Here is a 26,032-nt window from a genome sequence, read left to right on the forward strand (position 1 = left end):
TTTATGGCCGTTGTTAACCACTTGCTTTTTAATCACTATATTAAAATTCTAATTAGAGTACGTTTTGTTTTTGTTCTTATTCAATTAGCTGCAGTGTTGGCGGCTAAGTTTTGGTGGTCACTGCCCTACCCAATATTGACGCTATTTATGATAGTAGCAGTCAACTTAACGATTAACATGGGGTTTTACTGGCGTTACAGACAAACGCCCAATCCTACGATGGCGGATTTTTTTGTTCAGCTTGCATTCGATATTGTTAGTTTGTCAGTATTGTTGTTTTACGCCGGCGGTGCCAGCAACCCGTTTATATCTTTATTACTGCTGCCAGTGGCTGTGGGCGCGGTCGTATTGCCAAAAGCTCAATTGATCGCTATAAGCTTGATCGCCCTATCTGCGTATTCTTTTTTGCTGCACTCGTTATCGCCGCACATGATGCACCAAATGGATATGAAACAGCATTTTATTGGTATGTGGCTTAACTTTGTACTTTCGGCGTTAGTGGTTATCTCGGTTGTTGCGACTATTGCTAAAACCTTGCAAGCGCAACGAGAAAAACTCAGTCGTTTACGGGAAGAGCAAATGCGGCAGGAGCAATTAGTCGCTTTGGGTACATCCGCTGCACAAATGGCCCACCATTTAGCCACACCACTTGCGACTCTAACTATGTTGCAAGAGGAACTTGAAGAAACAAATCCGCATGATGAGGCGTTAAATCAGCAAATAAAATATCAAATTGAGCGTTGTGGCCAGCAATTAGACAATTTTAGAAAGGTCGCTGAAGCCGTAAAAAGCAATAAACGAACTAATTATTTGGTTTTTGAAATAGCAGCAGCACTCCGAGAAGAGACACTATTATTATTTCCGGAGTGCGATATTCAAATGAAAGTTGAATGCTCTACCGACACCTTTTTACAGACTGATCAAACATTATTACCCGCACTCTTGAACTTAGTACAGAATTCGGTTCAAGCGAGCCGAAATAATGGTTCTGATAAAATCTTATTGCGTTTTAGCGTGCGCGAACAGAGCTTGGTGTTACAGATCCAAGACTTTGGTGCTGGCATCTCAGAGCAAGCGCTCATGTCTCTGGGCTCTGAATTATTACCGAGTCAATCAGGTTTAGGCATGGGGGTATTATTAAGTCATGCAACGTTAAATAGATTAAATGCAGAGTTACGACTTTTTAATGTAAAACCCTGTGGTGCCATTGCAGAAATTGTTTTTAAACAAACTGAGTTTAGCCCTATAGTGACGAACAATGGCTAAGATATTAATCATTGAAGATGAAATTAGTTTTTCGCAAATTTTATGCAAACGCCTTAACCGCCATGGCCACCAATGTTTTCAGGTAGCCTCAATGGAAGCTGCGTTTGCACAAATTATAGATATTTCGCCGGATGCGGTCGTATTAGATATGAAACTCGGTGAACAGAATAGTTTGTTACAACTCCCTAAACTCAGGCAAAAATTACCTGCCGCAAAAATCATTTTGTTAACCGGTTTTGCCAGCATAGCAACCGCTGTTGAAGCGATTAAAGCTGGAGCAGATGATTATCTAGCCAAACCTGTGGCAACTCAAGCGTTATTAAAATTACTATTTGATGATTCAGATATGAATTCAACGGGCGGGGAGCAGACGGAAGATATAATTCCATCACCTGCTCGAGTTGAATGGGAGCATATTCAGCAGGTTCTCAAGCTGAATCAGGGCAATATCTCTCAAACGGCTAGACAGCTCGGTATGCACAGGCGCACTTTACAAAGAAAGCTGTTAAAAAAACCAGCGCGTTAATCTATTTTTTAGCTTATAAGGTAGTAATATCTATAGAACATTAAAAAAGAGATAATAACTATGCTAGGACTTGCGCTTATTTACCTTTTAGCGGCTATTATTGCAGTGCCTGTTGCTAAACGTTTAGGATTAGGCTCTGTACTTGGTTATATATTAGCCGGTTTGATTATCGGGCCGTCGATGTTGAGTTTGGTCGGAGAGCAGACTGATGTGATGCATTTCGCCGAATTTGGTGTCGTTATGATGCTGTTTTTGATTGGCTTAGAGCTGCACCCTGCTCGCCTGTGGCGTTTACGGAAATCTATATTAGGTTTAGGTGGATTACAGGTTATTCTGACAGCCGCTGCAATATTTGTGCTTAGTTTTTGGTCGTTATCTTTGTCTTGGCAAGCAGCCCTTGCACTTTCATTAATGCTAGCCCTTTCTTCCACTGCCATTGTTATACAAACACTTGAAGAAAAAGGCTGGATCAAACAAGAAGCCGGTCAAAATGCCTTTTCTGTTTTACTCTTTCAAGATATTGCCGTAATCCCTATGTTAGCGCTTTTGCCATTGTTAGCGGTAAACCCGGATGCTGCCGATGCGGGTTCTCATGAAAGTCTGATATCGAATATGGCGATCTGGGCTCAGGCGCTAATCGTTGTTGGCGTTATTGGCAGCATTATTTTGGCTGGCCGATATATTTCTGCACCTATCTTTAGATATATTGCAGAAACACGGATGAGAGAAATTTTCACGTTATTTGCATTGTTTTTGGTGATTGGAATTTCGTTTTTGATGCAAGCGATTGGGCTATCTGCCGCCTTGGGCACTTTTTTAGCCGGTGTGGTGTTAGCTGAAAGTGAGTTTAGGCACGAATTAGAAATTAACATAGAGCCTTTCAAGGGCCTTTTATTAGGATTGTTTTTTATTACCGTTGGGGCGCAAATAGACTTGTCGCTGCTGGTGAAAGAATGGGCGTTTGTTTTAATTTGTGTGGTCGCTTTAATCAGCATCAAAGCGGTCATACTTTTTGGTTTGAGCCTGTTATTTAAGTTAACATCTGGTAGCCGGTTATTATTTGCTTTAGCGCTCGCACAGGGCGGTGAATTTGCGTTTGTATTACAATCGGCGACTCGTGAATTGGATATTTTAACTGAGTCACAGAATCAATTAGTGACCTTAGTGGTGATCCTGTCAATGGTATCTGCCCCTTTATTATTGAGTTTGTATGCGCGTTTGGCGGCACATGAAAAGACCCAGAAGAGAGACTATGATGCACCAGAAGAAATACAGCCATCAAAAAACGTTATCATTGCGGGTTATGGGCGTTTTGGACAAGTGGTAGGCCGTCTTTTATCTGCTCAAGGTTATGAGGTTACAGTGTTAGATCATAGCCCAAGCCAGGTTGACTTGTTACGTCGATTTGGCCGTAAAGTGTTTTATGGGGATGCAGGTCGTCCGGATTTGTTAGAAGCAGCGGGCGCAAACCAAGCTCAATTATTGGTGATTGCGATTGACGACCCTTTTAAAAGTTTAGCAATTGTTGATATAGCAAAACAGCACTTCCCTAATCTAAAACTTGCCGTCCGTGCCATTGATCGACGCCACGCTTATCAATTGATAAGTAAAAATGTCGCGGTTTTTAACCGTGAAACATTCGATTCGGCTATTAATGTTGCTGTGGATGCTCTTAAATTGTTAGGAAACTCTGAAGATGAAGCAAAACGGGCCGGCGAAATTTTTCGAGCTCATGATATCGAGTCCTTATATGAATTGCAGCAAATGTGGGGCAATGATCAAAGTTATGGTGTGGCTGTTAAACAAAGAACCGAAGATCTTGCCCAAGTGTTAGCTGAAGACAAAAAAGCCCGATCAGGATTAAAAACCTGTCAAGATCCGGAGAATCAATCACAATAGAGAACGCTTGTAGTTATTCTTATTTAACTTATAGTGAGCACTGAATATGATTAATTATGAGCTAGGATGACATCGCCTAATTTTTATAAAGAGCTGGTTAGTTTTAAAAATTTTGAAGATTTTTCAAACGCCAGTCATTATCGGGTTCTCCCTGACAGCTGGTATATCGCGGTCGCTGATATTAAAAACTCGACTGCCGCAATTGCTGCAGGTAAATATCGAGCCGTGAATGCAATAGGGGTGGCAACAATAGTTGCGGTTCATAATAAATGTGATGGTTATGAGCTTCCATACATTTTTGCAGGCGACGGAGCTTCGATTGCATTTCCATACAATCTACTACAAGCCGTGAAAGAAGCGCTTGTAAGTGCCCAAGGTTTAGCAAAAAATGAGTTTTCTTTAGAGCTAATGATAGGGATTGTGCCTGTCAGTTCCGTTTTAAAACAGGGTTATCAAATTAGTGTTGCTAAATTTCAGGCCAGCGAAGATTATTGCCAAGCTATGTTCAGTGGTGGTGGTTTAGATTATGCTGAGCGTCTCGTTAAACAGCAGGCTCGGCAAGGAACAAGCGACGCCAACTTTGTGATTGATGAACAAAGCATGTTACAAACAAACTGTTTTGATGGTTTTGAGTGTCGTTGGAACCGGATAAAAAGCCCTCATGAAGAGGTTATCGCTTTGTTAGTTAAAGTGCGTGCCGAACATGATGCTAATGTCGTATACTCGGAGTTGAATGAGGCAATTAGCCGCACCTATGGTGATGATAATAACCACCACCCATTACGCGAAGACGCTTTGCGTCTAACCTTATCGCTGCAGCGTTTATACTTAGAGGGCCATATTAAAAGTGCTCATCAAAAATGGTTTATTCGCTTTTTGCATTTATGTAAACTGCTTTGCATTTCTTTATTTGGTCGGCTGTTAATGGCATCAGGTATCACTGCTTTTGGTTGTGATTGGAGTAAATATAAAAAGCGACTGATGCTGAATACAGACTTTAAAAAATATGACGACGTGCTTCGCATGGTGATTTCAGGTACTAAATCTCAGCGATTAGCGTTACTAAAAGCTTTACAATCTCTTCATGAACAGCGAAAAATTTATTACGGGTTAAGCGTGAGTGATGCATCTATTATCACTTGTTTCATTACCGATTACGGTCAAGACCATATTCATTTTTTAGATTTGGATAAAGGGGGGTATGCGTTAGCTGCAAAAGCACTTAAAGAACAGATGCAAAGTAATAATTAATTATTTATTTAGCTTTGTTACCTTGTTTGTTTTTATTTTATCGGTATCATCACGCCCCCTTTAAGTTGTGCAATGTGGCAGAATCATTATGAAAAAATTATTATCCGCGCCGGTGAAGATGAACTTATCTGATTCGGACAATCTTTTATATCAATCAGTTTTGAAGCAGTTAACCAGCCTGAGTTTAAATTTATTAGCGGTAAAAACTGATGAGATTGCGACTGATTTTTTTCATTGGAACCGTGTGTTACTTGATATTTGTTTGCATCAACTTGATTTTGATTTATTAGAACAGAAACAATATCCTGAGTTAATAGCTTGTATTGAGCAGTTACATAAAAACTGTTTAATTGGTCAGTTGAAAATGTTGCGTGTTGTGCCCTGGCCAATATTTGCTAGCGAAGTGCAAGCCCGTAGCGGATGGGTGGAGTCTAGGTTAGCGTTATTAAAAAAGTCTAAATCTTTATTTTTGTGTGGTCTGCAAAATGCGAGTACACCACAACAGAATGCTCTAATTGGAAAGCCTACATCAGATTGGCAGGCCCTCGCATTACCCTCATTTAAAAACAGTCGTTTGTTTGCACAATACATTAGTCTGGCCCGTGATGTATTGGATCAAGCTTTGACATTGATCCCACTCAATGGCGAAGTTAAGCGGTCAGATTACGATGCGTTTATCGACCGTTACAAACATAGTTATTGCCAAACAACAGGCGCTAAAACGGCTCCTTTGTATCCAATCACCCGGATTCTTGCGCTATACCGTCCCGATATTTTTGTTTGTATTGGCGCTATTGAAAGTGATTTAATTGCGGCTGCGTTTAATAGTGATAGATTAGCGCCAGACGCATATTCGGTTTATTGGGAGCAGGTAATAGAAACCATTCAAAACACTGCATTCTGGCGTGCTACACAACCTAATGATGAAAGTGAAATAGAAATTTGGCAACATAGGGTTGCCTTAATAGATATATTTATGCAAGCTGAGTTTTTAACGGCAACTGACAACAATTATTATAAAGCGGTGCAAGCGACGCAAAACGATCCAAAAAAACGAACTGCAAAAATTCCTAAGGTTAGAAAAAAACTTACGCCGGAAGAACTGGTCGATCAAGCCCTTGCGTCACCAGATGTTAGCGAATTTGTAAAAAGTCAACGTGATGCGGTTTTGAGTCAAGTAAAAAACGGTAAAAAAGTTGATCAAGTTATTGCAATGATGCAATCAATTTTTTCATAATTTAAATCATTTATGTACTAGCTGCCAGATCGGATGAAAAAACTGATTCGATACTGGCAGACGATTTACCCCCACAAAATGCTGAAAACTAAAAATCACTGTCAAAACCAAATCGGGCAATTTACCTATATTCATTTAATTTGAACCATTATTTTTCTTAGCAGACAAATTGGTATTTGTGACTTGCCAATGACATCTCAGAACAATTGGATAAGTTGGGTTATACTCTTAATTTTGATCATCAGGTAAAAATTATGTTCGTTCGAATTATATTGTTCGTTTTATATTTTATTTCAGCCAGTTTAAGCTCTATAGTTACAGCCAGCGAAAAAGCAGTTGAGCTTGCATTTGATAACTGCCAAACCCAAATGGAACGTATTTTTAAAACTCAGGTTGATTGCACGGTTCAATACGATGCAATGCAGAACAAAGAAGTATCAGCGATTCTTGCGCCTTTTGCATCGTCTTTAAATTGTAAATTGCCACTTAAATTTAATAAAAAAGAAGTTTATGGTAATTGGATTCAAGAAAATTTAATTTCTCTGCCGAAGCTTGCCATGCAATGCCAACTCACAGGTAAACAAGGCGAAGTTTTTTCCCTTACATCGAATATTAAACCTGTTTGTGATAACGCCTCTGGTCGTTGGCTTTGTAATTTAAATGTTCATAACACCCAAGGTTTAGGCGCACTAGGCGAAATATTACAAAATGCGCTAAACAAAAATACTAATATTCAGGAATACTTAGGTCGCCAGGTTGCGTCAATGAAATAGCTTCCCAACATACAATTTGATGCAACATTAACCAAGTATACAAACATTTGCATAAAAACTATTAAGTTTAGAAAATATGCTTAAGTTTTATTTGCATCTTTCAATCAGGTCGCATAGATTAACGGCCGACTTTATAAAAAAAGGGGTATAAAATGAATAAAACTGAATTAGTAAAAAAAATCGCAGAAAGTGCTGACATCTCTCAAGCAGCAGCAAGTAAAACCGTTGATGCATTAATGGCGTCTGTTACACAAGAGCTTGCCGAAGGTGGTAAAGTTGACTTGATCGGTTTTGGTTCTTTCAGTCTGAAACACAGAGCTGCTCGTAAAGGGCGTAACCCTTCTACCGGCCAAGAAATTGAAATTGCTGCAGCTAATGTTCCTTCTTTTAAACCAGGTAAAGCGTTAAAAGAAGCTGTAAACAAATAAGTTGATTATTTGTTGGCAGGTGTATTCAGACACCTGCTGCCCTACTCTATTATGACATTCGAACAAAAATTTTGGTTTGTCTATCTCACTAATGGCTTAGCTAAAGCGAATCCTTCTCGAATATTTTGTTTATATCATGAGTCAATCTCACATGCCATCGACCTATCGTATCATGAGAGTAAAGCCTATATACGGACAGCCTTAGATAAAGGTGATCATGATCGTCTATTAAATAACTTCCGTGTCGCTCTATACAGGCAAAAACAACAGCAGGTTAATATCACCCTACCTGTACAAGTTTATAATAGGTTTATCGCATTACAAGAGGCATTAGAGTTTGATTGTTTAAGCGATACGCTTGAGTTTTTATTATCTATGGATGATAAAGATTTTAAACGTTATAAAAAACAAAAATAAAAAGGCTAAGACTTCCCAACATACAAAATATAAACTATAATATCAAAACAAACATAAACGTATGTTGGGAAGAAGATGCCAAAAAACAAACTAAAAAATCTATATCAAAAATTAACAACAGAAATAAAACAACTTACTATCCCAGAAGACAACTTTAATCTTGTTTACAAAATAAGTCCGCTAGATGCACAAAAACAGTTACCTAAAACCATAGAAGAAGGACACCTAGAATTAATTAAAGAGGGACTTCTCCACTTTAAACAAGAAAGTGGAGAGATAGTAAAACATGTGACTCGTTATCCTGGCGTGATTTGCGTTAAAGATCCCGATGCTTTTATTCGTTTTACCGAGCAAATTAAAATTATAAATGACTGCAAAGCAGAGATTAAAGCTTTATTAGCTGATCACGGGAAACCTGCTTATTTAAATGATAAAGAATCCGGCGAAAAACGCTATATAGCAAATGATCTCTTATTTGAAACTTTGCCTATGGTCAATCAACTGATGTTAACTCGAAAAATAGATACTTATGATGATGACATAAAGTCTGCTTCATTCTCATGGAACCTAGATTTTATTCATCAAAATATCGATGACTTTATTCATTATAAAGAAAAGTTAGATAAACGCATCCCCTACCCACCGGAATTATTAACAGCAAATGAGTGGCGATTACATATAGAAAAAGTCAAAAATCAAATTGATGCCCATTTAGATAATAATACTTTGGTCAAAATTATCCGCCCTAAACCGATAGAGCCAGTTTTATATTTAGCATTTAATGATGAAAAACCTAAAACTATTAAACCTAAATTACCAGTGATATTATTTTATAGTGGTCGTGAGTTTCCTGTAAAAAAACTTTTAGGTCAGCCGCCAAAGCGGCCAGATGAAATTAAAAATGGAAGGAAGTACAGATATAAGAACATAAGTAAGTACTTACATCTGTACGCGTGTTTGAAACAATAAAGATGTTATGATTTTAAAATTTTTAATAACTGAGCCGACAGTTTTTGTTGATTTTTAGCTAACTCTAAAACCAAAGTTCCGTCGGGTTTGACTTTGGTTTTAACACCTTTTTTATTCATCGACAGCCATGCAATTTCTTGTTCTGTTTTTTCAACAGGTTCGTTCGGCTCATCAAGTTGCTGTAATACCTTTTTAAACCTGGCTTGAATTCGATTGGCTTCTTTTTGACAGCTCCCTTCATCGTTTAAATCAATATCCGTGAGTTCTGATTTTATTTGTTGCGCAACATTAATCAGCTTTTGCTCAGAAATATTGATCAAACTCAGTAAAAATCGAATACTGATATATTTTATCGCTGGAAATAATTTAAACACTGGTTCTGGTATTTTTGTAATAGAAATTGCATTTTGTGCTGTGCCAGTGCTAACACCAAAATGATCTGCTAATTGTCGAACCGATAAACTAGCGGAATTGTCTTGTATTTGCATTGCTCTAATTGACAACGCTAAATCAACTGTTGTCGGCTTTTGGTATTCATCCGCTGATTTAACTAAAATTTTCTCGTCTTCACTCGAAATATTATCGGTTAACCAAACGTAAAAGTTGGCACCTGGCACTAAAGACACTGCATAAGAACGACGCATACCTTCTAACAAAGTCATTTTGTCTTTACTGCCAATCGCTTTTGCCGGTTCGATATTACGCTTCATTTCTTGAATGCTTGGTAAAATATCGTTCACTGCTGCTTTTGTTAAATGTTCGGCGCTGCGTCGGTTAAACGGTGATTTTTTTATTACTTTTGTTACATCTTCACTGCTTATTTTAACTAACCTAAATTGATAAACACCTTTGCCAGTCGGACTGGGCAAGCTCATGGTATCACCAATATTTGGTCGCTTCATTTGTGTTCTGGCACTTTTATAAAAAGAATCGTCAACCATAAATTAATCCTGCGCAGATGATACTGCTTCTAAAAATCTTAACACTTCGTCTTTGAGGGTTTCTGTATAAGTTAAAGCTTTATCTAATTGTTTATCTGTACATAATCCTTCGACTTTTTTTATGTCAAAAATTGTACACTGATTGCGAGCCGCAGCTTCAAACGCATATGAGCTCACCAACTGGCTACTAAAAATATTTTCCCCTAGTGCACGACGCGCTTCATCCATCATGTGTTTATCACGGCCAAATTCAATATTGTAATTTGTCGCTAAGCATTTAAACCATTTAACGTTTTCCCCTTTGTTTGGCAGAGTCGCTAAATGTAATGGTAAATTGCACAAAAAAGAACATGTACTATGCCAATCTAATTCTCTTGGTGTAAAAGGGACAATGATGCCATCACATGCATATTGTGCAGACCATACTAAAGGGTTGATATGAGGACCAGTATCTATCATGATCACATCATAATCATCTCTGATTTCGTCAATGACTTTTTCTTTTAATAAAGAAATATGATCTAATCTACCTTCTTTAGCATAATGCAACCAAGCTTTTTGAGAAAAGCGCTCATCTTCAGAGTAAGATGGTAAGACATGCAATGAAGGTATATGAGTTTCATGAATGCTATTTTTTAAAATTTGTCGATGAGTATAACCTTCTTCACGATATGCTTTATAAAGACCATCTTCTTCATCACCTAACATTAAATCGACTGCTGTCAGTATATCAGTACTGTAGTTTTCCTGTGGCAACAAATAGTTTCTTAACGAGCCTTGGGGATCTAAATCAATTAATAAAACTCGAATACGTTCGTGTAAACCAATTGCAAGTGAAGCGGCTAAAGTTGTTGCCGTTGTTGATTTTCCAGTGCCACCTTTTTGGTTTTGTAGATTAATTACCTGAGTTTTTAAGTTTCTGTCGGACCATTTAGGTAAACCAAAATGGTTCATTAATACATGCATGTGCTTTAGGGTAAACAAATATTTATTTTGTTTTAAAATGGCTGCAGGCACTATGCCGTTTTCAACGGCCTCTTCGTATTTTGCTTTAAAAGTATTACGGGACATTTGGCAAACTTTTGCGGCTTCATTCATATTGAGAGAATTGTTTTCAATAATTCTTTCAATATCACCGACCATGCGTTGATTTAATACGCTTTGATAACGCGAATAATTAAATTCAGTTAACTTTTCGCTTAAATCATTGAGTTTATTGATAACTTTACTCATATTAATGATCTTAAAACAATTAGTAAAAGATTATATTATCAATGATATTGATACTTAACAAGTGTTTTTGATGGTTGTAAGTATCAATATAGACATTCATTATTATACTGATAAGGTGGCAATTTGTGCGTGTTTTATAAAAGCTCAACTGTTTTTTATTAAGGTGGCATAACGTGCTGTTCATGTGTCTGATCTGATCAATATATATAGAGTTATATATATGATCTGATCGATCTACGGATTAGAACTAAAAATCAATAACTTAAACTATTAAAGTGGCTAATTGTAATAGTAAAGAGACAGGTTGTACTTAGTTAAAGTGGCGTCTTGTACATCTTGAGTGGCCTTAGGTACTTAAACAAGTGGCTAACTGTACCTGGTTAAGTGGCTCTATGTACGAGTTTAGTTAGATTAATATCCTTTATTTATAGTACTTGTAGCCACCTTTACCCGTACATAGGGCCTCTTTTTTAAATTAATTTAGTACATTACGCCACCTATAGAGCTTGCATTTATCCGTTTAGTACATATTGCCACCTTAGTATTTTATGATACATTTAATTAACAAGGTGGCGCTTTTTACGTGTTTATTGACAAAGTTACAATTTAAATATATAACACCGTTAGTTTTATTGGGGGAACAAGATGACAGAGTTTGTAGGCTACGGTGAAGAAACAGAACACGGCAATATAGTAACTAAATCTGAACGTGTGATATCGTTTCGGTCAAAAAACGGATCTCTGACATCTGCTTTATATAAATGCATGAACGCAGTTATGATGGCCCTGCAAAATGATGTAACCAAACGTTATGATTCAATAGAAAATGTTGAAGCTCTGCTAGGTAATAGCCATTACGATATTGAATTACCATTATCTAAATTCTGTCAATATATGGAATGGAAGTCTAACAATCTAACAAAAGCTAAAAAAGCCATCTCGTTATTAAAAAACCTTCACATTGAATGGGGCGTTTCAGAAACTCAAGATGGCAAAGGAAATCGACTTGCGGGCGAAGAAGTGGGCTTTCAACAGTATGTGACACGTGCCGAAGTTCTAAATGGGATGCTGACAATACGCTTAGATGCAGACGTTAGACGTGAACTTTTAAATCATGAAGGTCTAAAATCCCTGGCCGTAAATTTAAGAATTGCAAACGGTGCTTGGTCTGATAAATATACTCCTAGGTTGTATGAACTTGCATTGTTTGCCTCTTCAGAGCGAAAAAGACGTTTTTCATATACGGTAGAAAAGTTCCGCGAACTAATGAATGTTAGTTATACTTATGAAAATGGTGAAAAAAAGTGGTCTCACGAAAAGTTCAAAGATTTCAATAAACGAGTGATATCGCCGGCCGTTAAAAATATCAACAATGCTGACTTTGTTGATTTTACTATCACTCCGCAGTTTGTTGGCAAACCAATTCGAGAGATAGTATTCTTCATTCGTGAAAAAGAAGACTTAAGTGATCTTTCTGATAGTAATGAATTTAAGGATGACGTTTTAGAATTGTTAGAAGATTTTGGTTTATTGCACGTTACCCGCCAATTATTAAACGAAACTAACGAAGACCCCAAGTACTTTGACGAACATATTAGTTTAAAAGATCTTCATTATATTAGCTTTAATCTCGATTTATATGAAAAATATGGTCGCAATAAAGACAACCCTGCCCGCTATTTCAAAAAAATGTTGATTAGTAACATTGATAGTTTCGAATCACGTTGGAAGATCATCGAAAAAGAAGAACGAGATAAACTTAAACAAGAAAAAACACGTTTAAAAGCAGCACAAGCTAAATTGAATGAAGACTTGGAACGAGTTGAAGTTAATGTCATTAAAGAATATCGCTGTGAGATAGTTGATAAATATTTAAGTGAGCTTTCGGCGGATGAATTGCTCGAAGTGGAAGCGGCGTGTCGTAAACATCAGCTTAAAAATAACCCGTCAAGTAGTTATATGTACGATAACCTGCCGGTTAAAGCACTGGAAGCTAACTTACGTGAGTTTATTATTAAACACTACGCACCAGAGATATATGTGCGCAGTGAAGTCGATAAACGGGTAAAAAAAGCTCAAAAACTATTTTTAGAAAACCCAGACATTGATGTTGAGTGTTTAACTGACTTTAATAATTAGCGTTAATTTTACCTAATAGCAAAACAAGTTAATGCTATGTGTGCATTTTGAGATTTAAATCTGTTAATATATAAATAGTTATAACTAGGTTTATATTTTTAGTGCAAGGCTCAATTAATGCAAAATGTTAAAAAAGTGGCTGTTCTTTTTAACGCTAATAAGGGGTATGACAGAAAAATAATCAAGGGAATATCAGCTTATATGCGAGAGGTCAGTAACTGGCATATTTGTATTGAGGATGATTTTGTTACCCGACTCGATAATTTGGTCAGCTGGGTTGGAGATGGGATAATTGCAGATTTTGATGATCCTGAGGTCGCAACTTTTATCAAACAAAAATCTTTGCCCTGTGTGGCGGTTGGTGGTTCTTACCGTGATCCTGAGCACTACCCTAAACAGATCCCTTATGTTGCCACGAATAATCAAAAAATCTCTGAATTAGGCGCTAAACACCTACTAAATTTGGGGTTTAAAACATTTGCTTTTTTCACTGGTTTTGTGGGCGAACATTCTCGTTGGGCTGCAGAACGGGAGGTATCTTTTTGCCAGTTTTTAAATCAAAACGGCATTCAAGATAAAGATATTTTTATCTATCGCAGCAGTGAACCAAACAGAGATAGAGTGTTGACGATTAATCTGTTGGCCCGCTGGTTAGTTAGTTTGCCAAAACCTGTTGCTGTGATGGCGCCTTGCGATATGCGTGCCTGGCAGGTTTATGAGGCTTGTCACCAAACTGGGTGTAAAGTCCCTACCGACGTGTCGATTTTAGGTGTTGATGGCGATGAGCTAATTTTGGATATCACAGGAAATCAGCTCAGTACTGTGATGCAAGGTAGCGAGCATATGGGTTATCTGGCTGCTAAATTGTTAGATGGTATGTTAACGGGTAGTAAAACAGAGCCCAGTATCCATATTATAGATCCGATTGGTGTACAGGCGTCTAAGAGTACAGATATTGAAGTTGTGCAAGATAATATAGTGCGTGATGCTATCGCATACATTAAAGAAAATGTCAGGAAAGGTATAAAAGTCGTTCATGTGCTTGAGTATTTGCAGGTTTCTCGGTCTAATTTAGACAAAAGATTTAAACGGGAGATTGGCTCAACAGTTCACGATGTTATTTTTAATGCGCAATTAGAATTAGTTTGCGAGTACCTGCTTAATAGTAAACTGACATTGGCCGAAATTGCCAAAATCCTTGGGTTTAAGTCATCGCAATATATGATTATGGTGTTTAAAAAAACCTTTAATATGACCCCTAGTGAATATCGGAAACGAAATTTAGTTTAACTGTTAACAACCGTCATTTTTTGCTAAATTAACAGTTTTTAACCCTATCGAGTTTGTATCTTATATGGCTTATTTAAAAGCTTTTTTTCAGTTATGTAGAGGCCCGAACGGGTTTTCTGCAGTGTCAAATATTTTGGCAGCGTCAGCCATTGCCACCGCTAGTACTTATGATTTTAGCATCGTATCTTTGATCATGGCTAGTTTGTGTTTATTTTATTCAGGCATGATATTAAACGATTGTTTTGATTATCCAGAAGATAAGATTTATAGACCTAATAGGCCATTAGTAGACGGGCGTATTCGTTTATCGACAGCCTGGGGACTTGGTGCGCTTTTTATGGTTTGCGGTGTTATGTTAGCCTTTTGGTTCAACCCATTGTCTGGTGTTATTGCGAGTATGCTTGCAGGGTTGATTCTTTTATATAACTATCGTTTAAAAAATGGTGTGATTGGTGCATTTATGATGGCCAATTGTCGTTTGTATAACTATTTGTTAGGCGCAAGTTTTGCTGTTGGAATATTCAGTCAATGGCAAGATCTGGTTTTCTGCTTACCTATTGCGCTCTACATATTTGGTTTAACTTATTTAGCCAAACAAGAAGAAGAAGCCAGAGACAAAAGTGCTGTCGCAGTAACTGTATTTTTCGTTTGTGCCGTGATAGCCGCCCTACTTACACTTTTGTGGGTTGTTGGGCCATTTGAGCATTTAAGCAAAATTGGTTTGAGCTTGGCGATTTTGGCTGTTTTCATTCCTTTGTTCCGCGGTATTTTACAAGTTTACGCTGATTTTAAACCGCAAAAAATCCAGCAATTTATCGGTAAAATGCTGATCTATATTATTCCGCTAGATGCCTTGTTAGCCGCTGTTTATGGTCAATTTTTAATTGCTGCTGTTATTTTATCTTTTATCCCGATTTGTCGCTGGTTAGCTTCAAAAACCTATTTAAGTTGATATAACTATGAAAGATTCAAATCTATTTGAACGGCCTGCTGAACAGGTGCTCAACGTTGAACAGGTCGAACACTGGTTGAAACAAGCGACAGAAAGCCTAGCTTGTTCCAGCTATGACTTTGATCATTTTTTAACTTTATCTACACAAAGTAAAAGAGCATTAGGGGATTTTTCAGCTCAGAATCTACCTTCTTTAATGCTGACAAATGTAGATTATTGCCGTGGTGTTTTATTTTATTTATTTATTAAACATTCAGATGAGCAAATTAAACAAAGTGTCGCAGATTATTACCGCTTTGCAGATCCGTCGGAAAAGATATCTTTACTGCGTAGCTTGTATTATCTTGATGAATCAGGTGAGGCGGTTGCAACCGCCCAACGTGCTGCACGAACGAATCAGGTTGATGAATTTTCTGCCCTGGCTTTTGACAACCCCTACCCTGCCGCTCATTTTGAAGATTTAAACTTTAATCAACTGGTCCTTAAGTCCTTGTTTATGGGGTTAGATATTAGTCGCGTTCTGGGCTTATCTAAGCGCCTTAACCCTGCCCTCTCCAATATGGTGTTTTCATACGCAATCGAACAAATGAATGCATCAAGAGATGTCCCTGCTTCGTTATGGTTAGCGGTTATTAAACAAGACTTAGAGACCGCGAATTTATCACTTTCAGATAAGGTTTACCGTTATTACAGCCAAAAAGATCCGGAACATAAACAACAGATGAATGGTCTTAACCTTATTTAATTTATAGGAATTTTTTATGAACTATTTCGATCCGCATATTCATATGCTTTCGCGTACGACAGATGATTACCAAAACATGGCCGATGCCGGTATTGTTGGTGTTATCGAGCCAGCATTTTGGCTCGGACAACCACGTACTCAAGTGGGTTCTTTTATTGATTATTTTGATACCTTAATCGGTTGGGAGCATTTTAGAGCATCTCAATTTGGCATTATGCATTTTTGTACCATGGGATTGAACCCTAAAGAATCTAATGATGTCGAGCTTGCAGAAGCTGTGATGAAAATTTTACCTAGATACTGCCACAAAGAGAATGTTGTTGGTATTGGTGAAATTGGATATGACGATATGACGCCTGAAGAACACAGATTTTTAATGGAACAATTGGCGCTTGCAAAAGAATTAAATTTACCAGTTTTAATTCACACACCCCATAGAGACAAAGTAAATGGAACTAAAAAAACAATAGATGCGATACGCGAAAGTGGTATTGCTGAGGAAATGGTTTTAATTGATCACCTAAATGAACAAACGCTTCCCCTTGTATTAGAGACTGACTGCTGGCGTGGCCATAGTATATATCCAAATACCAAAATGTCTGAACCTCGTATGGTTGCATTGTTAAAAGAATATGGTTTAGAAAAAATGATTGTGAACAGTGCTGCTGACTGGGGCATTAGTGATCCGCTAAAAGTCCCAAAGACGGCCCAGGCCATGTTGGAGTCTGGTTTTAGTGAGGAAGAAGTTGAATTAGTGACGTTCAAAAACCCAATCAATTTTTTTGCGCAAAGTGGTCGCATCTCGTTAGATAGTGTTCGTAGAGCACGGATTGATCAAACTAAAACTTATAATGACAACAGAGTCACTCGTGGTCAGGACCCAATCATTGAATGAGAAAAGTCGCATATTCCCGTGAAGCGTTAGCCTATTGTGCTAACGTACATCCTTGTGCCAATTTAACTCAGTTACAGGAAAACTTAGCTGATTATTCGGCTAAAGTGCGCAATAAAAGAAGCCTGGAATATATGGAAGCCGGCTTGTGGTTATCTGAATCAGTTGCAAATGAATTATATGGATCTGCTGAGCGTATGGATGAGTTTAAAGCAGTTTTGCAAGACAGAGGTATTCAGTTGACTAGTTTAAATGGTTTTCCACAGGTTGACTTTCATCAAGCGGTGGTCAAAGAAAAAGTTTATTTACCCAATTGGTCGGATATTCGACGTTTAAATTATACCGTTAAATTGGCTAAAATTTTGGCTCAATGTCTACCAGACGATAACATCGTTGGCGTAATATCTAGTTTACCCTTGGGTTACGGTAAACATTGGTCGGCCAGATCACAGCAAAATGCTTTTGACCATTTGTTGCTTTTGTTACAACAACTTTTAATGTTAGAAGAACAAACTGGTAAACAGATAGTGATAGCATTAGAAATGGAGCCAGATTGTGTTTTGGAAACGACTGATCAACTATGTGAGTTTTTCAGTTATTTGTACGCCTTTATGGAAAAAGCTGGTTATGCTCCTACGCAAGTTAATAGGCATATAGGGGTTTGTTACGATACCTGTCATCAAGCCGTCATGGCAGAAGATATCACGACTTCACTATCTCGTATTAATCAGTTAGGTATCCATATTGCTAAAGTGCAAATTTCCAGTGCTTTAAAGTTACATGTAACAAATGAAAACCAATTGCTCGAGCTATGCAATACCTTCAACGAGCCAAAATTTTTACATCAAACTCTACTCAAATCTGGCCATAATAATTCGGTGAGATTAAGTGATTTACAAACGGATCCCTTGTTTGAATTTTTTAAGCATCATCCCAAAGGATTTGACTGTTATGTACACTTTCACTTACCGATCTTTTTAGCATCATTACCGGTTAATTATTTTTCGACCACACAAAATCAAATTTTAGAAACACTCGATTTTATTGCCGAGCATTCTCTTAAACCTGTATTAGAAATTGAAACTTATACTTGGCTGGTTTATTTAAGGGATTCTTTCGATAAAGATATCGAAATGATAGATGGAATCGTTAAAGAGTTTGCATGGTTAGAGTCTGCGCTATCAGAGCGTGATTTGTTAAGCTAGGAGAGTATTATGGTTAACCAACAAGGGAAACATCTTGTTGTATTAAATGTTGTCGCCCTTAGCCCATGGATGTTAGGTGAAGATACCCCTAACCTTAATCGTTTATTAGAGTCGGGTTATAAAAAGAATCATTTAAAAGAGGTCGTTCCAGCAGTGACCACAACGTCTCAGGCTTGTATGTTAACAGGCGAAATGCCGAACAAACATGGCATAGTCGCAAATGGTTGGTATTTTAAAGATTTAGCCGAGGTCATGTTTTGGAAACAACCGAATCATCTTGTACAAGCAGAAAAAGTTTGGCATCCGCTTAAAAAGCGTTATCAAAACTTTAAGGTGTCTAAGTTATTTTGGTGGTACAACATGTACGCTGAGGTTGACGCCAGCATCACACCTAGACCTCACTATCTAGCAGACGGCAATAAAATATTTGACCTGTATTCAAGCCCGAGTGGCTTGCATGAGTCGATTGAAAAAAAGATAGGTAAGTTCCCATTTTTTAACTTTTGGGGGCCAAAAGCTGGAATAGGCGCTAGTAAATGGATAGCTGATTGTGCGATAGAAGAATTTAAACGTAACCGCCCTAACCTTCAATTAGTTTATTTGCCACACCTTGACTATAGTTTGCAAAAGTTTGGGCCTGAGAGTCCGCAAGCAAAAGCTGAAATTAAAGCGATTGATGCGGTTATCGGTGAACTCATTCATGAGTTGAGTAGCGAAGGAGCCGAGTTTATATTGTTGTCTGAATATGGCATTACTGAAGTTTCACAAGCTGTCCCAGTGAATCAGATCCTACGAAAATCTGGTTACATTAATGTTCGCCGTACTCATCATATGGAAAATCTAGATTGTGGTGCTTCACGTGCGTTTGCCGCGGTTGACCACCAGGTTGCTCACGTATATATCAAAAACAGCCAAGATATAGCAGCTGTAGAGGCGTTATTACGCGAACAGCCAGGTATTGAATCCGTGTTAAATAAAAGCCAACAGGAAGCATTAGGGTTAGCCCATGAACGTAGCGGTGAATTGCTGTTAATTGCAAAACCGAATGTTTGGTTTACTTACTATTATTGGCTTGATGACGCCAATGCTCCTGAATTTGCACGTACGGTCGATATACATCGTAAACCTGGTTATGACCCTTGTGAAATGTTTATCGACCCTGATTTGAAGTTTCCTTTGCTGTCGGTTGCTAAACGAGTCGCTAAGAAAAAACTGGGTTTCCGTTATCTAATGGATGTGATACCGATTAAACCTGAGCTGATTAAAGGAAGTCACGGACGGCCAGTTGATGATCCTGAACATGGACCTATTCTTATTCTGCCGGAAAAATTACAGCAAAAAATACAAGGTGGAGTCACAACATCCTATTATCATATGACGCAAATCAAATCATTGATTGAGGCGTATTTTAGTTAATTTAAGTTGTTCAACGTTGAACACTAGTATAGGTGAATAGAAAAAGGGTGACCGGAATTAAACCGAGTCACCCTTGGATGGGGAGTCTTATTGTTGTTTCAGTATTAGTTCTTTAACTTCGGGCACATCTTTAAATCGTCTTTCATATAAGTTGCCATGCAGTTCTCTGGCGGCATCGACCATAGCGTTATATGGGATATCAGTCACAGACACAAAACCAACATTATAGTTTTCACCGTCGTAAGCACGCCCGGTAATCGGTGAATCAAGATATTGGAACCAGTGAGCACCAATAAAGTAATTATTGTCTATAACGGACTTCATATAATCTTGATACATACGTGCCCTATCCTCTTGATTCGCTGCGTGGATCAAACCAGGATGGAAAAAGCCTGAAGCTGTAGTACCCATGTGGAACTCCCCAATAATGGTCGGCATGTCTAAATCCTCTAAAAATGCCCATTTTTTCGGGGTAACACCTTCTTTATATAGATTAAAACTTACAACATCGACAAACTCAGCAGATGCTTTGACAACCGGCATAGGCATGCCCCAATCGGCAAAACGAACCCCCATATACATGTGATTTGGGAGGTGTTTTTCTAATGTTTGATCAACAATACGGAAATATTCATGGGCGTATGAATAAAGTAGTTGTTCATAGTCCGCTACTTGTTGGGCATTGTTTGCATCAATCTTGCTATTAAATTCACCTTTATGAAATTGAGCCCAATCTTTAATCTGGGTATTCCAAGCTGTGTTTAATTGTGTGATTGTTTGATATTTTTCACGCATTTTTTGCGTAAACATATTTTTAGTTGGTGATTCATCACCATTTCTGGTTAGCGTATGAATCACTATGCCTAACTCACTGGTTTTTGTTTCAGGACGACCCCAGCTCTTTTCATTATCGATAAACACGCCCACACACCAAGGACTATTTTGCACTTCTTCAGCAATCTTTTTGATGGTCACCTCTGCCCTTTCGGCAAATTTAGGATCGAACACATCTGGTAAACCGCCCCAAAAATCATTGCCGCTAGATACCGTTTTAAAGTCACCAATTATCCAACCGTTAGCAAAATACGGAATGCGTTGGTTATCGTAAAACATAGGGTCAATCCAGTTACCAAAAGAAGTAAAACCCCAACTTAACATACGATCTACGGTCACTTTAGACCAGTCTTTAAGGTAAGAATAAGGGGTTGTTTCACCATATTTACGCTCTAAATTCGCCATATAAAAACTAAATACTTCACCTCTTTCAAGTGGTCCAGAGTGAGCAGCACGACGGTAGCCAAAGTTGTTAGCTAACGGGTCATTATGGTCGGCAGGTAACCATTCAAACATATTTGCGCGCGTTTCAGATACCAAATGTCGGGTACTATGAGCGCGTGCCGGCGGCGGGTTTAAACCTTGTGAATCTTCAGGAGTGACCTCCCCTGCCGTTCTTTGATTAATTGCAGACTGATCATAATCATAACCAGTCAGCGTGGTTGCATTAGACATACGAACGTTGTCGATTCCGGTCGTGAAATATAAATAACCTTCCGGATCAACTAATGTCCACTTGTCACCAATTTTTTCAGTACGAAAATAACCAGTTGCTTCTAATTTAGGGCCATTTCTCCAACCACTATATTTGGATCTATCCCCAAGTTTTTCTCCGCCATTTAAGCGGGCTAACTCAGCGTCTCTTGCTGCATGAAGTTCATCTAACGAGTGAATTTTTTCTTCATATTCTAATCGGGTCGGTTGACCAAATTTATCAACAATATGTTTTAAATAGTCCGGGTCCATCTTAGGGTTGGCCATCACTCGCACATTATCTAACGTAATTTCTTTGTCATGTAAGTTATATTGCACGCTTAAAGAAATTTCTTTTATACCTTTTATATTTAGATTTTTAGTGCCCCACATCCATATAAATTGCACATCGTCAGAATCCCAAGTGGCTGGGTTTGAACGTAAACCCGAGCTTAAGTTTAATTCAACTTTTTCATCATCGGACTCTGAAGGGCTGCCTAAGTCATGCCCTGCCATCTTTGAATAATAAGTTTTACTATCACCAACAGGCACAGTAACGCTTCTGGTATACACTTGCCCGTCGATATCATAAACATTTAAAAACAATTGAGTTGAATACTGGCCATGGTTGGCAATATCAAAAGCTATGCTAAAACTGTCATAGTTTGACCAATCCCATGCTTGTTGTGGTTTAAAATTTACTGCTGAGTATTCATGGTTAGACGAGTCAAAGTTAACCTGCAGAGCTTGTTTTCCTTTAGTTGCTGATTGCTGTACTAAACGCCCTTTTGCATTAACAAAATCGACTGTCATAGGGATTTGCTGGCTTTCGAAGCTAAAGAGGGTTTGTTCCGGTAATTGAGGGACACTGCTTTTTTGTGTTTGTGATTGACAGGCTAAAACAAGCCCGCATAGTGCTGGGATAACCGCTAATTTAAACCCGTTAAATGGATTAACTTGTGTAAGTGATGGCATTGACTACCTCTGTTTAATGACGTAATAAAACAATTGGCTATTTGCAAACAACTAATTAAGTGCATCAAGCGATGATATTTTTTATAATTGTTAACAATTAACTTTAATTGGTATATAGTGCAATATAAACTTAATATCTATTGAGTCAATAATTTTTGAAAAAAAGTTATAGATAATGAGGATTTTTAGGGGAGTTGTAATACACCTTTTTCGGCTGTCAATTTAATATAAGAAATTACGATAAAATATTTTAGTTATGTTTATGTATACGCCGATTCCGTTTACAATATAGTGACAAACGGGGTCGCAAGATGAGGAATCACTATTATGTCTGAAAAAAAATTAAGTCTTGCAAGTAAACGCGCCATCGAACGTGGTTATGATAACAAAGGTCCCGAATGGTTGATCGAATTTGAAGAAGAACCGTTACAAGGTGATTTTGCTTACGAAGAAGGTGTTATCAGACGAGATCCGACTGCTGTCATACAGGTTGATGGAAAATATCATGTTTGGTATACAAAGGGGACAGGCGAAACTGTTGGTTTTGGTTCTACCAATCCTTGTGATAAAGTATTCCCGTGGGATTTGACTGAAGTTTGGCATGCGACCTCAGATGATGGTTTAGTATGGCATGAAGAAGGTTGTGCAATTGCCCGTGGTGAAAGTGGTCGTTACGATGATAGGGCTGTTTTTACGCCAGAGGTTCTAGCTCACGATGGGCGATATTATCTGGTCTATCAGACAGTTCAGTATCCGTATACTAACCGCCAATATGAAGAAATAGCGATAGCACATGCGGATAGCCCTTATGGTCCATGGTTAAAATCTGAACAGCCTATTTTGAGCCCATCAAAAGATGGTGAATGGGACGGTGATGAAGATAATCGTTTTAAAGTTAAATCAAAAGGTAGCTTTGATAGTCACAAAGTTCACGACCCTTGTTTAATGTTTTTTAACGGCCAGTTTTATTTATATTATAAAGGCGAAACTATGGGCGAGGGTATGAATTTTGGTGGTCGAGAAATTAAACATGGTGTTGCCATCGCAGACGATATTTTAGGTCCGTATACTAAGTCTGAATACAACCCAATTAGTAATTCGGGCCATGAAGTTGCAGTTTGGCACTATAATGGTGGTATAGCGTCATTGATTACGACGGATGGGCCAGAAAAAAATACCATTCAATGGGCAAAAGACGGTATTAACTTTGAAATAATGTCGCATATTAAAGGTGCACCAGAAGCTTTAGGTATATTCAGAGACCCACAAGATCGCGAGATAGAGGCACCTGGTTTATACTGGGGCTTATGTCACAAATATGATGATTCTTGGAACTGGAATTATATTTGCCGATATCGGGTAAAGCGTCAGATATTAGATGCAGGGACATTTCAGAACTCCAACTAAAAATAAATAAACCTGTGGAGGTTAAATGGGAAGTATATTAGCGCTCGGCGAGGGCATGGTTGAATTAAAAATGAATGACGGCAAACTCGAACATAAGTTTGCCGGAGACACTTTAAACGCTGCAATTTACGCAAAGCGTTGGGCACCTGAATTAGATATCTATTTTTACTCTGCAGTGGGCTCAGATTTGTTTAGTGAACAAATGCTAGCCTACTTGGGGACAGAAGATATTGGCACAGATGCCATGCTAACAACAGACCTTGCAAACATTGGCATATATGCCATTCAGACGGATGAGACAGGCGAGCGCTCATTTACTTACTGGAGAAAAGATTCTGCCGCAACTCGGATGGTAGAGCTATTAACCTCCGCTGGCGGTACTGACAAGTTGCCGAAAGCTGACTGCATCTTTTTAAGCGGTATTTCATTGGGTATTCTATCTGATGAAAATAAAAAAACTCTGTTCGAAATGTTAACAAAGCTAAAAAGTGCTGGCGCAAAAATCGCTTTTGATCCTAACTTTCGCCCTCGTATGTGGCGAAACACAGAACATGCTGTAGAATGGATCGTTAAAGCGTATCAGTTAGCTGATATTGCTCTACCTGGTTTAGACGAGCATGAAGACATTTTTGGTCATAAAACGGTTGAAGATGTACGTGATTTTATGCAATCTCACCAGGTAAACGAGTTTGTGATCAAAGCAGGTAAAGCTGGGGTATACGCGTTTTCTGGTCAAGAAGAATGTCATATTCCGTTTAATCCAGCGCCTAAACAAGTAGATTCAACCGCGGCAGGGGACTCTTTTGCTGGTACTTATTTAGCTTCTCGTGTCGCCGGTAGTAGCTTAGTAAACTCGATTAAAAATGCCGATTCTGTTGCCAGAGAAGTGGTTCAACATAGCGGTGCAATCATAGATAAACAGTTGTATCAACAAACGTTTAACGCCAACAACAAGTAGAGATTAAAATGAAAGAACTTTCAGATATCGCGGTCGTCGGTTTGGCCGTAATGGGTGAAAACCTGATTTTAAACATGGCTAGTAAAGGATTTACAGTAACTGCATTTAACCGCAGCTACGACAAAGTTGAAAGATTTTTGTCTGGTCGTGCTCAAGGAAAAACAATTCGTGGCGCTGATTCGATTGAATCACTCGTTGCTTCGTTAGAAAAACCTCGCAAAATTATGTTAATGGTGAAATCGGGTCAGCCAGTTGATGATTTCATCGAAAAACTAGTACCCCACTTAGACGAAGGTGACATCATTATTGATGGCGGCAACAGTCAGTTTGAAGATTCAGATCGCCGCACTGCCGCGTTAGCTGAAAAAGGTCTGTTGTACGTTGGTTCTGGTGTGTCTGGCGGCGAAGAAGGCGCATTAAAAGGTCCTTCAATCATGCCTGGAGGTGATGAGCGTGCTTGGCCTTCACTTAAACCAATTTTCCAAGGTATTTCAGCAAAAGTTGCAGACGAAAACGGTGAGTTAACTGCACCTTGTTGTGACTGGGTCGGAGATGGCGGTTCTGGTCACTTTGTAAAAATGGTTCACAACGGCATCGAATACGGCGATATGCAGCTAATTTGTGAAGCCTATTTATTAATGCGCGACCTGTTAGGCATGACAGCTGACGAAATTAAAGAGGTTTTTGTTGAGTGGAACAACACTGAATTAAGCAGTTATTTGATTGAAATTACTGCCGACATCTTTGGATATAAAGAAGATGGTAAAGCATTAGTTGAAAGCATTTTAGATACGGCTGGCCAAAAAGGTACAGGTAAATGGACAGGCGTTACTGCGTTGCACTTAGGTGTACCATTAACCTTAATCGGTGAAGCTGTATTTGCACGTTGTTTATCAGCCATTAAAGAAGAGCGTGTAGATGCGTCTTCGGTATTAAAAGGTCCAAAACCTGAATTTAAAGGTGACCGTCAGGCCTTTTTAAACAGCTTAAAAGATGCACTTTTAGCCTCTAAAATCGTTTCTTACGCACAAGGTTTTGCTTTAATGCGTGAAGCGGCAAAAGAATACAACTGGAAATTAAACTATGGTGCTATCGCATTAATGTGGCGTGGTGGTTGTATCATACGTTCAGTATTTTTAGACAACATTAAAACTGCGTTTGATAAAGACGAGAACTTACGTAACTTATTATTAGACGAATATTTTGCCGACGTTGTTCAAAACGCACAGCAGGGCTGGCGTGAAGTGATTGCTCAGGCTGCTGTTAACGGTATTAGCGTACCTTGTTTAGCCTCTGCATTAACTTATTTTGACGGTTATCGTACGGCTAACTTGCCAGCTAATTTGTTACAAGCTCAGCGTGACTACTTTGGTGCGCATACCTATGAGCGTAAAGACAAAAACCGTGGTGAGTTCTTCCATACTAACTGGACAGGCCGTGGCGGCGACACAGCCTCTACTACTTACGACGTTTAATATAATCTCGCGTTAAAAAATAAAAAAGCCGCACAATTTAATGTGCGGCTTTTTTTGATATCTAGCTTGTTATTCAACGTTGAACAGTAAAAAAACAAGCGGCTTGCGCCG

The 26,032-nt window shown here is 38.4% G+C and carries 22 protein-coding genes; 19 read left to right on the forward strand and 3 right to left on the reverse strand.

Annotation, left to right across the window (positions count from 1 at the left end; translation table 11 throughout):
- Nucleotides 1-3 precede the first annotated feature (3 nt).
- The 9 genes from C727_RS18700 to C727_RS0115395 all read left to right on the forward strand — a co-directional run bounded on the left by C727_RS18700 (nucleotide 4) and on the right by C727_RS0115395 (nucleotide 8,766).
- Nucleotides 4-1,266, forward strand: coding sequence for a sensor histidine kinase (locus tag C727_RS18700; protein ID WP_017446538.1), 1,263 nt, complete (start codon nucleotides 4-6; stop codon nucleotides 1,264-1,266).
- On the forward strand, nucleotides 1,259-1,792 hold the full coding sequence (locus tag C727_RS0115355) for a response regulator transcription factor (protein WP_017446539.1): 534 nt from the start codon (nucleotides 1,259-1,261) through the stop codon (nucleotides 1,790-1,792). The genes C727_RS18700 and C727_RS0115355 overlap by 8 nt, the downstream gene beginning before the upstream one ends.
- Nucleotides 1,793-1,852: 60 nt before the next feature.
- Nucleotides 1,853-3,691 carry a monovalent cation:proton antiporter-2 (CPA2) family protein gene (locus C727_RS0115360; protein WP_017446540.1) on the forward strand — a complete coding sequence of 613 codons (1,839 nt, stop codon included), beginning with the start codon at nucleotides 1,853-1,855 and terminating at the stop codon, nucleotides 3,689-3,691.
- 66 nt (nucleotides 3,692-3,757) lie between these two features.
- Nucleotides 3,758-4,942: a DUF3095 domain-containing protein gene (locus C727_RS0115365; protein ID WP_017446541.1), complete on the forward strand. Its 1,185-nt coding sequence runs from the start codon at nucleotides 3,758-3,760 to the stop codon at nucleotides 4,940-4,942.
- Between the two features lie 88 nt (nucleotides 4,943-5,030).
- Complete coding sequence (locus C727_RS0115370) at nucleotides 5,031-6,179, forward strand: hypothetical protein (protein WP_017446542.1); 1,149 nt, start codon at nucleotides 5,031-5,033, stop codon at nucleotides 6,177-6,179.
- A gap of 254 nt (nucleotides 6,180-6,433) precedes the next feature.
- Complete coding sequence (locus C727_RS0115380; RefSeq protein WP_017446544.1) at nucleotides 6,434-6,952, forward strand: hypothetical protein; 519 nt, start codon at nucleotides 6,434-6,436, stop codon at nucleotides 6,950-6,952.
- A 152-nt stretch (nucleotides 6,953-7,104) separates the two neighbouring features.
- Nucleotides 7,105-7,380: an HU family DNA-binding protein gene (locus C727_RS0115385; RefSeq protein ID WP_017446545.1), complete on the forward strand. Its 276-nt coding sequence runs from the start codon at nucleotides 7,105-7,107 to the stop codon at nucleotides 7,378-7,380.
- 51 nt (nucleotides 7,381-7,431) lie between these two features.
- Nucleotides 7,432-7,797: a hypothetical protein gene (locus C727_RS0115390; RefSeq protein ID WP_017446546.1), complete on the forward strand. Its 366-nt coding sequence runs from the start codon at nucleotides 7,432-7,434 to the stop codon at nucleotides 7,795-7,797.
- Nucleotides 7,798-7,872: 75 nt separating this feature from the next.
- A complete protein-coding gene (locus C727_RS0115395) occupies nucleotides 7,873-8,766 on the forward strand; it encodes a DNA replication terminus site-binding protein (protein WP_017446547.1) in 894 nt (297 codons plus the stop codon).
- 5 nt (nucleotides 8,767-8,771) lie between these two features.
- Here the strand turns inward: C727_RS0115395 and C727_RS0115400 are convergent, their stop codons facing one another.
- Nucleotides 8,772-9,707 (reverse strand): ParB N-terminal domain-containing protein, encoded by a 936-nt coding sequence (locus tag C727_RS0115400; RefSeq protein WP_017446548.1) that lies wholly within the window; start codon nucleotides 9,705-9,707, stop codon nucleotides 8,772-8,774.
- 3 nt (nucleotides 9,708-9,710) lie between these two features.
- Complete coding sequence (locus C727_RS0115405) at nucleotides 9,711-10,940, reverse strand: ParA family protein (RefSeq protein ID WP_017446549.1); 1,230 nt, start codon at nucleotides 10,938-10,940, stop codon at nucleotides 9,711-9,713.
- Between the two features lie 645 nt (nucleotides 10,941-11,585).
- On the opposite strand from C727_RS0115405, the gene C727_RS0115410 reads away from it, so the two are divergent.
- The 7 genes from C727_RS0115410 to C727_RS0115440 all read left to right on the forward strand — a co-directional run bounded on the left by C727_RS0115410 (nucleotide 11,586) and on the right by C727_RS0115440 (nucleotide 19,579).
- Nucleotides 11,586-13,079: a replication initiation protein gene (locus tag C727_RS0115410; RefSeq protein WP_017446550.1), complete on the forward strand. Its 1,494-nt coding sequence runs from the start codon at nucleotides 11,586-11,588 to the stop codon at nucleotides 13,077-13,079.
- A gap of 117 nt (nucleotides 13,080-13,196) precedes the next feature.
- Nucleotides 13,197-14,369, forward strand: a complete 1,173-nt coding sequence (locus C727_RS0115415; protein WP_017446551.1) for a XylR family transcriptional regulator — start codon at nucleotides 13,197-13,199, stop codon at nucleotides 14,367-14,369.
- Between the two features lie 121 nt (nucleotides 14,370-14,490).
- The gene (locus C727_RS0115420) at nucleotides 14,491-15,321 is read left to right on the forward strand and encodes a UbiA family prenyltransferase (RefSeq protein WP_162131406.1); all 831 of its coding nucleotides are present in this window, start codon (nucleotides 14,491-14,493) and stop codon (nucleotides 15,319-15,321) included.
- Between the two features lie 7 nt (nucleotides 15,322-15,328).
- Nucleotides 15,329-16,066: an EboA domain-containing protein gene (locus tag C727_RS19180; protein ID WP_017446553.1), complete on the forward strand. Its 738-nt coding sequence runs from the start codon at nucleotides 15,329-15,331 to the stop codon at nucleotides 16,064-16,066.
- A 16-nt stretch (nucleotides 16,067-16,082) separates the two neighbouring features.
- A complete protein-coding gene (locus C727_RS0115430; RefSeq protein WP_017446554.1) occupies nucleotides 16,083-16,961 on the forward strand; it encodes a TatD family hydrolase in 879 nt (292 codons plus the stop codon).
- Nucleotides 16,958-18,163, forward strand: a complete 1,206-nt coding sequence (gene eboE / locus C727_RS0115435; protein WP_017446555.1) for a metabolite traffic protein EboE — start codon at nucleotides 16,958-16,960, stop codon at nucleotides 18,161-18,163. The genes C727_RS0115430 and eboE overlap by 4 nt, the downstream gene beginning before the upstream one ends.
- A 9-nt stretch (nucleotides 18,164-18,172) precedes the next feature.
- Nucleotides 18,173-19,579, forward strand: a complete 1,407-nt coding sequence (locus tag C727_RS0115440; RefSeq protein ID WP_017446556.1) for an alkaline phosphatase family protein — start codon at nucleotides 18,173-18,175, stop codon at nucleotides 19,577-19,579.
- A gap of 87 nt (nucleotides 19,580-19,666) precedes the next feature.
- Here C727_RS0115440 and C727_RS0115445 read toward each other — a convergent pair whose 3' ends face one another.
- Nucleotides 19,667-22,081 (reverse strand): beta-galactosidase, encoded by a 2,415-nt coding sequence (locus C727_RS0115445; protein ID WP_017446557.1) that lies wholly within the window; start codon nucleotides 22,079-22,081, stop codon nucleotides 19,667-19,669.
- Nucleotides 22,082-22,408: 327 nt separating this feature from the next.
- Here C727_RS0115445 and C727_RS0115450 point away from each other — a divergent pair, with 327 nt between their 5' ends.
- From C727_RS0115450 to gnd, 3 genes are read left to right on the forward strand one after another with little or no spacing between them, the layout of a single operon-like run.
- Nucleotides 22,409-23,488 carry a glycoside hydrolase family 117 protein gene (locus tag C727_RS0115450; RefSeq protein WP_017446558.1) on the forward strand — a complete coding sequence of 360 codons (1,080 nt, stop codon included), beginning with the start codon at nucleotides 22,409-22,411 and terminating at the stop codon, nucleotides 23,486-23,488.
- A 25-nt stretch (nucleotides 23,489-23,513) separates the two neighbouring features.
- Entirely contained in the window at nucleotides 23,514-24,446 is a 933-nt protein-coding gene (locus tag C727_RS0115455; RefSeq protein ID WP_017446559.1) for a sugar kinase, read from the forward strand.
- 8 nt (nucleotides 24,447-24,454) lie between these two features.
- A complete protein-coding gene (gnd, locus tag C727_RS0115460) occupies nucleotides 24,455-25,921 on the forward strand; it encodes a decarboxylating NADP(+)-dependent phosphogluconate dehydrogenase (protein ID WP_017446560.1) in 1,467 nt (488 codons plus the stop codon).
- Nucleotides 25,922-26,032 lie beyond the last annotated feature (111 nt).

Origin of the sequence: Gayadomonas joobiniege G7 (assembly GCF_000300815.1) — a bacterium.
GTDB classification, from domain to species: Bacteria; Pseudomonadota; Gammaproteobacteria; order Enterobacterales; family Alteromonadaceae; genus Catenovulum; species Catenovulum joobiniege.